The sequence below is a fragment of the Aurantibacter sp. genome, assembly GCF_042094015.1.
In the GTDB taxonomy this organism is placed as follows: domain Bacteria; phylum Bacteroidota; class Bacteroidia; order Flavobacteriales; family Flavobacteriaceae; genus Aurantibacter.
In genome coordinates, this window is sequence record NZ_JBELDZ010000036.1 from 1 (window position 1) to 11,683 (window position 11,683).

Sequence of the window (11,683 nt, forward strand, 5' to 3'; positions counted from 1 at the left end):
GGAGTACGTACTTTTATTTCTGGTATTACTAGTTGTACTTTTAGGATTGTATGCAGGTTTTAGAATAATTAAATGGAGTTTAAGTACTAAAAGAAGAAGATTTTTTAGTTTGTTAATACTTTGTTTTACTGTATTAGCAACGCTTATTAATAAAATATTTTTTCAAAAAATGGAATTTATACCATCAAAAGTATATCCTAATTTATTTTTAATTAAACATCCTGTAAAAGATACTATTGCATTGCGTTTGGCAATTAAAAATAAAATCTTAAAAGAAATTAAAGATCCATTTGTAAGCAATAATGATGCTTTTAAATTTAGAAGCACTAAAATAAATAAGAATACTATAGATTACACCATACGTTTTTATAAACACACAACTGCTTGGGGATTTAATAATGGAACAAAACATTTTATAGATAATAAAGAAGATCCTGGTGGATTTAGCAGTGAAACGTTAAGTAATTACGATGCGTTTCAGCTTGCCTATTTTAATGTGTCCAATTGTAAAACAGATAGTTTAAAATATAGAGGAGAATTAATCTTTTTTCAAAAGGGAAGAGAAGTTAAGCGAGATACCATTATTAATTTATGTCCTAAATAATAACGTATAATGAAAGTTTTAAAACGAATTTTAAATTATCTTTTTTGGACAATAATAGCTGTGCTTTGTGCTTTTGCTTACTTACTTGTTATATTAGGATTGCCTCTAGAAGAAACAAGTTGGTTTAATAAACTATTTAACTTTCTTTATAATCTTGCCTTTGTTTATATTGGCTTGCCTCTTGGTGGTTTTGTAACATTATTATATATTCTGTTAGACGTATTTTATTTAAGAAAAAAGTTACAAAGTAATTTTAAATCGGCTTTTGTAAGATTGTTTGCTATGTTAGGAATCACTTGTGGTTTAGGCGTAATTCATTATTTTTTAGAAAAAGTAATTGATGTAATTTAAAAGAAAATAAGTATGAAGTATATATTGTTTTTTTTAGTATTTAGTTTTTTTTCTTGTAACACTAAAAAGGGGCAAGAGGTAAATTCTACTAAAAATAGTATAAAGTCCAAAACGGATATTCTAAAGACAAGGATTGACTCTATAAAACCTAAAGAAATTAAGTCTTTGGTTTTAGCAACAATAGATAGTTTTTCTATTGAAGAAATCAAACATTTTTCAGAATCTAAATCAAACATATTTAATTATTATCTAATAGAAAACCAAGATGAAGTAGAAATCTGGTCAGAAAAAATGTTTGGTAGATGTTGTACGGAAGCCGATTTGTTATATTCAAATCTGTTAAGTTTTAATATTTCAGCAAATATAGAAAATGCTAAATATCCAATTAAGAATTTATCAGATGCCAGTTATCTAAAAACCTATGCGTTTAAAGAGACGGATACTTTAGATATTTATTTAAAATTAGATAAAAATGAAGATCATTTTTATCATACAGAACATACATTAGATGAGGTGTTAAAATCTACAGATACTATTCTTAATCCATTTAGATTAAGTTTGGTTAATGGTTACGTGAAATCCGAAAAAACATTTACAGAAAATGGAAGAGTAAAAACTATTAATGTTTTTATGGATAATGTATTTATTAATACAGTTAAATTGTTGGATACGCCATTAATACAAGAATTTAAAGTAAATGCTGTTTTTACTAAAGACAGTAGTGTTAAGTTGGTTCCTGTAAGTTATTATAAAGGTTCTAAATACACAGACGTTTGTATATCAGAAATCCAAAGTAGCCTAACCCATATAACACATCCAAGTCTAAATAAAAAGTATAAAATTAATACCTTGTTTAACTATAAGTTGTCTCAAAGGGAAAACTAATAATCTTAAAGTAACGTTAATGAAATACATAATAATCCTAACATTTTTTGTGGTGTCATCATGTGATTTTTCAACACCTAAAAAAGTAGAAGAAAACAAATGGCCTGTTTTAGAAGTTAAAGAAAATAATATAGAAGAAGCAGCTTCTGATGATTCCAATCCCATTGTATTTAACCTTTTGGAAACTGTTTTAACAAACTTAAATTTAGAAAAGGAAGATTGTAAACTTAGTTTGGTGGCACAAAAATTAAATCCAATAAATCCAGCTGAAACAATTATAGTTATTCCAGAGATTGTTGAGGAAGCCGAACATTATTTTAGACTTAATAGTTATGTTTTAATAGTAGAAACTTTAACCGGAAAAATTTTAAATCAATTGTTCGAAACTACTAAAACCAATGGTTTGGAGTCAGATGCTCTTGTGTTAACCGATATTAAAATAGATACGGCTCCATATTTAGTTGCTGCATCTACAAGAGCATTTGGTGTTAGAGTTAGTTTTGTAGGAAGCTCAAGAGCAAACCCTTATGATAATGAAAAGCTATCACTTTATCTTAAAACAAAAGATAATGGGTTGCAAAAAATATTAAATAATTACGAGACGATGTATTATGGTGGCGAATGGGACACAGATTGTTTAGGTACCTTTGTATTACAAAACAAAGTCCTTATTATGACTGAAGAATATTCAAACAATTTTCTTAATATTCTGGTAAGCACAAAGGTAACAGAAACGGAAAATTATTTAGACGAAAATAATAACTGCCAATCTAAAGATGTTTTAACCAATTCAAAGTCTGTTTTAAAATATAATGGAGCAGAATATTTATTAGAAGATAATTAATCCAATAATAAACAAATCGAAATAACATTACTGCTTAAGTTTAGATTGCTTTTTGTCTTAATATAAGTTGTTAAGCTTAACAATAAATTATTGTTATACCTATATGATAACTTTTAATAATTCAATTGTAAGTTTTTACTTAAAAAAGCTACTTTTGTAGTATACAATCTAATTAATATGTCAGATACAATAGAAAGAGTAAAGTGCCTAATTATAGGTTCTGGTCCTGCTGGTTATACAGCAGCAATATACGCGGCAAGAGCAAATATGAGACCTGTTTTATATCAAGGAACACAACCTGGAGGACAATTAACAACAACTAACGAAGTTGAGAATTTCCCAGGTTATCCAGATGGTGTAACTGGTCCAGAAATGATGATGCAGTTAGAAAGTCAAGCCAAACGTTTTGAAACAGATGTAAGAAATGGTTGGATTACTAAAGTTGATTTCTCTGGAGATATTCATAAGGTTTGGGTAAACGAAGAAAAAGAGATTCATGCGGATACGGTAATTATTTCTACAGGAGCAAGTGCTAAATATTTAGGATTAGATTCTGAACAAAAATATTTAAAACTTGGTGGTGGAGTTTCTGCTTGTGCAGTTTGCGACGGGTTTTTCTATAGAAATCAAGAAGTTGTAATTGTTGGAGCAGGAGATAGTGCTTGTGAAGAGGCTCATTATTTATCTAAATTGTGCAAAAAGGTAACAATGTTAGTAAGGAGAGACGAGTTTAGAGCTTCTAAAATAATGGCTGCTCGTGTTCAAAGCACAGAAAATATAACTATTTTATTTAATACAGAAACCGATGAGGTTTTAGGAGATGGACAAGTCGTTACTGGTGTTAGAGTTAAAAATAACCAAACACAAGAAACACAAGAAATTCCTGCGACAGGATTTTTTGTAGCTATTGGACACAAACCTAATACAGATATTTTTAAAGGATTTATTCATTTAGATGAAACAGGTTACATTAAATACGAGCAACCTGGAACATCAAAAACAAATGTGTCTGGTGTTTTTGTAAGTGGAGATGCAGCAGATCACGTTTACAGACAAGCTATTACAGCTGCAGGAACTGGTTGTATGGCAGCATTAGATGCAGAACGTTATTTAGCAGCTAAAGATGCTACTTTTGAGGTGTCTACTTCTAATTATAATTAGAATAAGTTTATTATAATAAAAAGCCTCGAAAACATATGTTTTCGAGGCTTTTTTAGTGGTCTTTATTTTAAAACAAGTCTAGCTTGTTACTTAATCATCTCGTAACTGCGTTTAACAAAATCACTTAATTCTTTTCCTTTAAGTAGACCTTGACTTAAACGAGCTAAGTCTAAACCTTGAGTAATTAAACGATTTTGTGCGTCTTTATCAGTATTGTTTAGAATTTCGCCAACTAACTCAGAATTTGTATTTACAATTAAGTTATACATTTCTGGCATATTACCCATTCCAAACATTCCTCCGCCGCCACCAGAAGCTTGCATTTCTTTCATTCTACGCATAAATTCAGGTTGTGTTACCATAAAAGGCGTAGCGTTACTATCCATAGCTTCTAATTGAACCATAAATTTTTCTTGTGGAATAGCTGCTTTTAAAACTTCTTCTAAAGCTTTGGTTTGAGCTTCGTCTAATTTAGAAATTGTTGTTTCTTCTTTAGCAATTATTTTATCAATATGATCTGCATCAACTCTTGCAAACGTAATATTTTCTTTAGTAGATTCTAATTTTTGCATTAAATGCGAAATAATTGGAGAATCTAATAATAAAACTTCGTAACCTTTGTCTTTAGCAGCTTCAATATAAGTATGTTGTGTATCTTTATTACTTGCATAAAGCACTACAGTTTTTCCGTCTTTATCAGTCTGATTGTCTTTAATTTTAGCGATTAATTCTTCGTATGTAAAATAAGTGTCATCAACTGTTGGGTATAATGCGAAAGCTTCTGCTTTTCCGAAGAACTTCTCATCAGATAACATTCCGTATTCAATTACAATCTTAATATCGTTCCATTTAGCTTCAAAATCTTCACGATTAGTATTGAATAACGATTTTAATTTGTCTGCTACTTTTTTAGAAATGTAAGACGATATCTTTTTTACTGCACCATCGGCCTGTAAGTAAGAACGTGATACGTTTAATGGAATATCTGGAGAATCAATCACTCCACGAAGCATTGTTAAAAATTCTGGAACAATACCTTCAACATTATCTGTAACAAATACTTGATTTTGGTACAATTGAATTTTATCCTTTTGCATATTCATGTCGTTAGACATCTTAGGGAAATATAAAATCCCAGTAAGATTAAACGGATAATCTACATTTAAATGAATATTAAAAAGTGGCTCTTCAAATTGTGTAGGATATAACTCACGGTAAAAATTAGTGTAATCTTCGCCTTCTAATTCACTAGGTTGCTTAGTCCAAGCTGGATTAGGGTTGTTTATAATATTGTCAACCGTAATTTTACGTTGAGGTTCTTTGGTTTCCTTTCCGTCTTTATCTGTAATAGTTGCAGGTTCGTGCTCTGGATCGTTAATTTCCTTAGTTCCAAATTTAATTGAAACTGGCATAAACTTATTGTACTTAGTTAAAAGCTCAGTGATTTTAGCGTCTTCTAAAAACTCTACAGAATCCTCAGCAATATGTAAAATAATTTCTGTTCCACGAGTCGTTTTGTCAGATTCTACTAAAGTAAATTCAGGAGAACCATCGCAAGTCCAATGTGCACCAACAGTATTTTCTTTATGAGATTTTGTAAGGATTTCTACTTTTTCTGCAACCATAAACGCAGAGTAGAATCCAAGACCAAAATGACCAATAATTCCAGAATCTTTAGCAGAATCTTTATACTTGTCTAAAAACTCTTCGGCTCCAGAAAAAGCCACTTGGTTAATGTATTTTTCAACTTCATCAGCTGTCATACCAAGACCTTGATCTATAATATGAAGTTTTTTACCAGCTTTATCTACTTTAATTTCAATAACTGGGTTACCGTATTCAGCTTTACTCTCGCCAATAGTAGTTAAATGCTTTAGTTTTAAAGTTGCGTCTGTACCATTACTAATTAATTCACGTAAAAATATTTCGTGATCAGAGTAAAGGAATTTTTTAATTAATGGGAAAATGTTTTCTACTGAAACATTAATTTTTCCTGCTGCCATAGTTTGCTTTATTTTCATTCCTGCGTAGGCAGGAATCTGTTTGTTGTTGAACTTAATTTTTGAATTGAAATCAAATCACGTTACAAAACCTGATCGATAACCTTAACACTAATAGGCAACAAAAATGCCATTTGATAAAAAGTGACAAAGTGACATTTTTTGTTATGAAAAAATAAGAGATCAGGTTTATTAAATTTATCTACCATAGAAAATGTTAATTAAAAAGTATTAAAATTATAAATTTTGTAATTTAGCTTTGTTAAACCAATAGTTAGGTTTCTGTATTTAAAGAAATCAAAAAATATAATTTATGTACAACTCAAAAATAATAGGTTTAGGTAAATATGTTCCAGATAATGTGGTAACAAATGCTGATTTATCTACACTTATGGATACCAACGACGAATGGATTACCGAAAGAACAGGTATAAAAGAACGTAGATGGGTAAAAGATGGCAGTGGAGATACAACTGCTACAATGGGAACAAAAGCAGCAAAACAAGCAATAGAACGTGCGGGAATAGATAAAAACGATATAGATTTTATCATTTTTGCAACCTTAAGTCCAGATATGTATTTTCCTGGTCCAGGTGTACAAGTTCAGCACGCTTTAGATATTAAAACTGTTGGCGCTTTAGATGTTAGGAATCAATGTTCTGGTTTTGTGTACGCTATTTCTGTTGCAGATAATTTTATTAAAACAGGAATGTATAAAAATATTCTAGTTATTGGTAGTGAGTTGCACTCGCACGGATTAGATAAAACCACACGTGGAAGAGGTGTTTCTGTTATTTTTGGAGATGGCGCAGGCGCAGCTGTTTTAACTCGCGAAGAAAATAATGATAAAGGGATTTTATCTACGCATTTGCATTCTCAAGGAGAACACGCCGAGGAATTAGTTTTAGTGGCTCCAGGAATGGGAAAACGTTGGGTTAATGATATTTTAGCAGATAATGATCCAAATGATGAAAGTTATTTTCCTCATATGAATGGTCAATTTGTGTTTAAAAATGCAGTAGTTCGTTTTAGTGAAGTGATTATGGAAGGTTTAGCTAAAAACAATTTAGATAAAGAAGCTATAGATATGTTAATTCCGCATCAGGCTAATTTGCGTATAGCACAGTTTATACAAAAGAAGTTTGGTTTAAGTAACGATCAGGTTTTTAATAATATTCAGAAATACGGTAACACAACTGCTGCTTCAATTCCAATAGCTTTATGCGAAGCTTGGGAAGAAAGTAAAATTAAAGAAGGTGATAATGTTGTTTTGGCAGCGTTTGGATCTGGGTTTACTTGGGGAAGTGTTATTATTAAGTGGTAAAAAGTAAAAGTATATAAAATATAAAAACGCCAAATCTGTAAGGATTTGGCGATTTTGTCGATTAACACTTTGTATAATGAAGTATTTGCAGTTTGTTAAGAAGACTAATTCAAACGATCTGTAATAATTTATTAGTTGCGTTATTATTAAGACGCTTGAAAATGAATTTTATTGCGCTGATAATCAGTATTTAACAGCTATTTAACAGTTTTGCTTAATGTTTTCTTAAAAAAATGAAATTATAAAAGTTAATACAATTTAATAATATGGAAAAGAAGACTTTGGTTATTGGCGCATCAATAAACCCAGAACGTTATTCTAATAAGGCAATAAAATCACTTAAAAATAAAAAGATAGAAACTATTGCTTTGGGTTTAAGAAAAGGCGAAGTAGAATCTGTTACTATTGAAACTGAACAATTACTTTTTAAAGAAGTACATACGGTTACTTTGTATCTTAATTCAAAACGACAGGAAGATCATTATGAATACATTATCTCTCTAAATCCAAAACGTGTTATTTTTAATCCAGGAACAGAGAACCCAGAATTCTATAAGCTATTAGAAAAGAATAATATTGAAACAGAAATTGCTTGCACTTTAGTCTTGTTAGCTACAAATCAATATTAAATAATTTGATAGAATAAAATTATTTGTTCTTATTACTTATTATAAATAATCCAATAATAGTAATTAAACCATTTATTGGAAGTAATTCCCAATGAAATAAATAATCTCCAATAACATCTTTAGGTAGCTGAGAAATAAAATATGTTATTCCTATAGATGCCAAACCTACAATCCAAGAAAATTGATCCTTAATTTGTCTTTTAGTTAATATTCCAAAAGCAAATAGTCCTAATAAAGGTCCGTAGGTAAATGTTGCAAACGTAAAAAGGTTAGAAACAACACTTCCATCCAAGGTGTTAAATATTAAAACAACTATAATTAGAACTAAAGAAACACCAATGTGAGTTTTTTTACGAATTGGTTTTTGTAATTCAATAGGTTTATTTTTTATATCTAAAAAATCGATAGAAAATGATGTCGTTAAAGATGTTAACGCAGAATCTGCACTACTGTATGCGGCTGCAATTAGTCCAATAATAAACGTTATAGCAAGTCCAGTTCCTAATTTTTGATTCATTGCTATTTCAGGGAAAAGTAAATCAGTTCGTTCTTTTCCATCTAATGTTGGAATGCTAATACCTAGTTGTTCAGAATAGATAAATAGTAATGCACCCAAAGTTAAAAACACTAAGTTTACTATAACTAAAAGGAAAGACATAGATAACATATTTTTCTTGGCTTCCTTTGTATTCTTGCAAGCTAAGTTTTTCTGCATCATATCTTGATCTAGTCCAGTCATTGCAATTGTAATGAAAGCGCCACCAATAAAATATTTCCAGAAATAAATTTTACTATTAAAATCTTCAAAAAAGAAAATTTTAGATTTTTCCTTAAAGCTTATATCATTTATAATGTCTGAGAATCCGCCATCTAATTTTTGAACTATTAGAACTATTGAGACAATAACACAAGTTAGCATAGCTAATGTTTGTAATGTGTCTGTCCAAATAATTGTTTTGATTCCACCTTTGTTTGTATAAAGCCAAATCATAGAAATGGATATTACTACAGTTAGCCAAAAAGGAACACCAATACTTTCAAAAACAATGTATTGCATTGCTAGAGCAACTAAAAAGAGTCTAAAAGCTGCGCCAGTAACACGAGATAGTAAGAAGAAAAACGCACCGGTTTTATATGTTTTTGTGCCAAAACGCTCTTCTAAATATTCGTAAATAGAAGTTACATTCATTTTATAATATAATGGTAGTAATACAAAAGCGACAATTAAATAACCTACAAAAAAACCAAAAACACCTTGCATATAAGCAAATTGTTGTCCTTTAATTAATCCAGGAACAGATATAAAAGTAACACCAGAAAGCGATGCGCCAATCATTCCAAAAGCAACTAAATACCAAGGTGCGGATTTGTTGGCTTTAAAAAAAGCAGCGTTAGAGTCTTCTTTTCCTGTTAGGTAAGAAATAATAATTAATACAATAAAGTATGTGGCAATTAAACCTATAATTTGAGTTGGTGTCATAAATTTAAAATCTTTCTAAGTGGAAAAATACAAATAACTTCTAATTTTAAAGCATAAAATCACTTTAAGGATTCTAAATTAGTGAAATTGCAGACTAAGTATTAATTTCGCTACTATGGAATTTTCTTCAAAATTATTACAAAACGCAGTTAATGAGGTGTCTCAATTACCAGGAATTGGTAAGCGTACAGCTTTGCGTTTAGTATTGCATATGTTGCGCCAGCCAAAAGAGCAAACAACAGAATTAACAACTGCTTTAAACGTAATGCGTAATGATTTAATGTTTTGCAATTCTTGCCATAATATTAGCGATGTTGCTGTTTGCGAAATTTGCTCAAGTCATAAAAGAACAAAAGATATTATTTGTGTGGTTGAAGATATTCGCGATGTAATGGCAATAGAAAGTACAAGTAGTTTCAAAGGGTTGTATCATGTTTTAGGCGGAAAAATTTCTCCTATGGATGGAGTTGGTCCACACGATTTAAATATTGTGTCTTTAGTGGAAAAGGTAAAAACAGGACAAGTAAAAGAATTGATTTTTGCTTTAAGTCCAACTATGGAAGGAGATACTACAAATTTCTATATTTTTAAACAAATTCAATCTTATAACGTTGAAACAAGTACTATTGCAAGAGGAATTTCGGTTGGTGATGAATTAGAATATGCAGATGAAATTACTTTAGGACGAAGTATTTTAAATAGAATTCCGTTTGAAAATTCTCTAAAATCATAATAACTGTATTATGAAACTTTCCGTAATTATTTTAAATTATAATGTTCAGTATTTTTTGCAATTGTGTTTGCAAAGTGTTGAAGCTGCTATTTCTAATATTGATGCAGAAATTATTGTAATAGATAATAATTCTAAAGACGAAAGTCGATTAATGGTAGAAACTCATTTTCCTAATGTTAGATGGATTCAAAATACAGAAAATGTAGGGTTTTCTAAAGCCAATAATCAAGCAGTAAAAGTGGCTAAAGGTGAATATCTTTGTGTTTTAAATCCAGATACAGTTATAGCAGAAGATACGTTTACTAAATTATTAGAATTTGCAGAGACTAAAAATAATTTAGGAATTGTAGGTTGTCAATTAATAGATGGAAAAGGTCAGTATTTACCAGAAAGCAAACGAAATGTTCCAACACCAAAAGTGGCATTAAAAAAGCTTTTGGGTAACTCAGACTCGTATTATGCTAACCATTTAAAAAAAGATGAAATAGGAAAAGTATCTATTTTTGTAGGTGCCTTTATGTTGTTGAAACAAGAAGTTTACAGTAAAGTTGGAGGTTTTGATGAACGTTACTTTATGTATGGTGAAGATATTGATTTATCGTATAAAATTGAAAAAGCAGGATTTAATAATTACTATTTTGGAGAAACCACTATCATTCATTTTAAAGGAGAAAGTACTTTAAAAGATAAGATTTATGCAAAACGCTTTTTTGGAGCAATGCAAATCTTCTATAAATCGCACTTTAAATCTAATGTGTTTACTAATGTTTTGGTGTGGCTTGGAATACAAGTAGCTAAACTAATAAGTAAAAGGCCTAAAGCATTAAATACAGTTGTTAATAATTACATACTTATTTCTAATAAATTAGTGCCAAAACTTCAAATAGCATTAAGAGAGTCTATTTTAGTTTCAAAAGATATTAATGTTTTTAAATCAAGTACAGAATATATTTTAGACGTTAATTATCTTTTTTTTAGTGATGTAATTCGATTGATGCGTAATTCAGAACAACAAAAATCAGTCAGTTTTAAAATATTACCTAAAAAATCTAACTTTATTTTAGGAAGTCAAAATTCCGAGAATAGAGGTGAAATACTTCATTTTTAAAAAGAAATAAATGTAAATTAATATAGATGATGTAATTTAATCACTATTTTTTTATTAATTTTACAAACTTTAATACCAAAACACAGTCTAAATTAGTAATATGGCAAGATTTGAACTTAAGTTACCAAAAATGGGAGAAAGCGTTGCAGAAGCAACAATTACTTCATGGTTAAAAGAAGTTGGAGATACAATTGAAGCAGATGAGGCAGTTTTAGAGATTGCCACAGATAAAGTAGATAGTGAAGTTCCAAGTGAAGTAGATGGTGTTTTAGTAGAACGTCTATTTGAAGTAGATGATGTAGTTCAAGTTGGAGATACTATTGCAGTAATTGAAACTGAAGGTGGAGATGTTGCAGTAACAGCAGTAGTTAAAGATGCTGCGCCACAACCTGAAGCTGTAAAAGTAGTTGAGGAAGCTATTGAAACAGCTAAAGAAACTGTAGCTATAGAAAATTCTGAAGATCGTTTTTATTCGCCATTAGTAAAAAACATGGCTAAAGAAGAAGGCGTTTCTCAAACAGAATTAGATGCTATAAATGGTACAGGAAAAGATGGTCGTGTTAC

The 11,683-nt window shown here is 30.0% G+C and carries 12 protein-coding genes; 10 read left to right on the top strand and 2 right to left on the bottom strand.

Features of this window, described 5'->3' with window-relative positions:
- From ACFDSN_RS06945 to trxB, 5 genes are all read left to right on the top strand, one after another.
- Positions 1 to 604 (top strand): hypothetical protein (locus ACFDSN_RS06945; protein WP_375239118.1); only part of this gene is annotated, 604 nt, incomplete at its 5' end.
- Positions 605 to 613: 9 nt separating this feature from the next.
- Complete coding sequence (locus ACFDSN_RS06950; protein ID WP_375239119.1) at positions 614 to 955, top strand: hypothetical protein; 342 nt, start codon at positions 614 to 616, stop codon at positions 953 to 955.
- 12 nt (positions 956 to 967) lie between these two features.
- The gene (locus ACFDSN_RS06955; protein WP_375239120.1) at positions 968 to 1,840 is read left to right on the top strand and encodes a hypothetical protein; all 873 of its coding nucleotides are present in this window, start codon (positions 968 to 970) and stop codon (positions 1,838 to 1,840) included.
- 19 nt (positions 1,841 to 1,859) lie between these two features.
- Positions 1,860 to 2,684 carry a hypothetical protein gene (locus ACFDSN_RS06960; protein ID WP_375239121.1) on the top strand — a complete coding sequence of 275 codons (825 nt, stop codon included), beginning with the start codon at positions 1,860 to 1,862 and terminating at the stop codon, positions 2,682 to 2,684.
- A 177-nt stretch (positions 2,685 to 2,861) separates the two neighbouring features.
- Complete coding sequence (trxB, locus tag ACFDSN_RS06965) at positions 2,862 to 3,845, top strand: thioredoxin-disulfide reductase (protein ID WP_375239122.1); 984 nt, start codon at positions 2,862 to 2,864, stop codon at positions 3,843 to 3,845.
- A gap of 86 nt (positions 3,846 to 3,931) precedes the next feature.
- Here the strand turns inward: trxB and htpG are convergent, their stop codons facing one another.
- The gene (gene htpG, locus ACFDSN_RS06970; RefSeq protein ID WP_375239145.1) at positions 3,932 to 5,848 is read right to left on the bottom strand and encodes a molecular chaperone HtpG; all 1,917 of its coding nucleotides are present in this window, start codon (positions 5,846 to 5,848) and stop codon (positions 3,932 to 3,934) included.
- A 310-nt stretch (positions 5,849 to 6,158) separates the two neighbouring features.
- On the opposite strand from htpG, the gene ACFDSN_RS06975 reads away from it, so the two are divergent.
- Positions 6,159 to 7,169, top strand: coding sequence for a 3-oxoacyl-ACP synthase III family protein (locus ACFDSN_RS06975; protein WP_375239123.1), 1,011 nt, complete (start codon positions 6,159 to 6,161; stop codon positions 7,167 to 7,169).
- Positions 7,170 to 7,435: 266 nt separating this feature from the next.
- On the top strand, positions 7,436 to 7,798 hold the full coding sequence (locus tag ACFDSN_RS06980) for a CoA-binding protein (protein ID WP_375239124.1): 363 nt from the start codon (positions 7,436 to 7,438) through the stop codon (positions 7,796 to 7,798).
- 19 nt (positions 7,799 to 7,817) lie between these two features.
- Here the strand turns inward: ACFDSN_RS06980 and ACFDSN_RS06985 are convergent, their stop codons facing one another.
- Positions 7,818 to 9,278: a sodium:solute symporter gene (locus ACFDSN_RS06985; protein ID WP_375239125.1), complete on the bottom strand. Its 1,461-nt coding sequence runs from the start codon at positions 9,276 to 9,278 to the stop codon at positions 7,818 to 7,820.
- Between the two features lie 115 nt (positions 9,279 to 9,393).
- Here ACFDSN_RS06985 and recR point away from each other — a divergent pair, with 115 nt between their 5' ends.
- The 3 genes from recR to ACFDSN_RS07000 form a co-directional block, all read left to right on the top strand.
- A complete protein-coding gene (gene recR / locus ACFDSN_RS06990) occupies positions 9,394 to 10,011 on the top strand; it encodes a recombination mediator RecR (RefSeq protein WP_375239126.1) in 618 nt (205 codons plus the stop codon).
- Between the two features lie 10 nt (positions 10,012 to 10,021).
- Positions 10,022 to 11,119 (top strand): glycosyltransferase family 2 protein, encoded by a 1,098-nt coding sequence (locus tag ACFDSN_RS06995; protein WP_375239127.1) that lies wholly within the window; start codon positions 10,022 to 10,024, stop codon positions 11,117 to 11,119.
- A 100-nt stretch (positions 11,120 to 11,219) separates the two neighbouring features.
- Positions 11,220 to 11,683 (top strand): biotin/lipoyl-containing protein (locus tag ACFDSN_RS07000; protein ID WP_375239128.1); only part of this gene is annotated, 464 nt, incomplete at its 3' end.

Bases quoted from the DNA above. Each gene is read 5' to 3' on its own strand.
- ACFDSN_RS06950 (WP_375239119.1), top strand. From the start codon at position 614: ATGAAAGTTTTAAAACGAATTTTAAATTATCTTTTTTGGACAATAATA.
- ACFDSN_RS06955 (WP_375239120.1), top strand. From the start codon at position 968: ATGAAGTATATATTGTTTTTTTTAGTATTTAGTTTTTTTTCTTGTAAC.
- ACFDSN_RS06960 (WP_375239121.1), top strand. From the start codon at position 1,860: ATGAAATACATAATAATCCTAACATTTTTTGTGGTGTCATCATGTGAT.
- trxB (WP_375239122.1), top strand. From the start codon at position 2,862: ATGTCAGATACAATAGAAAGAGTAAAGTGCCTAATTATAGGTTCTGGT.
- htpG (WP_375239145.1), bottom strand. From the start codon at position 5,848: ATGGCAGCAGGAAAAATTAATGTTTCAGTAGAAAACATTTTCCCATTA.
- ACFDSN_RS06975 (WP_375239123.1), top strand. From the start codon at position 6,159: ATGTACAACTCAAAAATAATAGGTTTAGGTAAATATGTTCCAGATAAT.
- ACFDSN_RS06980 (WP_375239124.1), top strand. From the start codon at position 7,436: ATGGAAAAGAAGACTTTGGTTATTGGCGCATCAATAAACCCAGAACGT.
- ACFDSN_RS06985 (WP_375239125.1), bottom strand. From the start codon at position 9,278: ATGACACCAACTCAAATTATAGGTTTAATTGCCACATACTTTATTGTA.
- recR (WP_375239126.1), top strand. From the start codon at position 9,394: ATGGAATTTTCTTCAAAATTATTACAAAACGCAGTTAATGAGGTGTCT.
- ACFDSN_RS06995 (WP_375239127.1), top strand. From the start codon at position 10,022: ATGAAACTTTCCGTAATTATTTTAAATTATAATGTTCAGTATTTTTTG.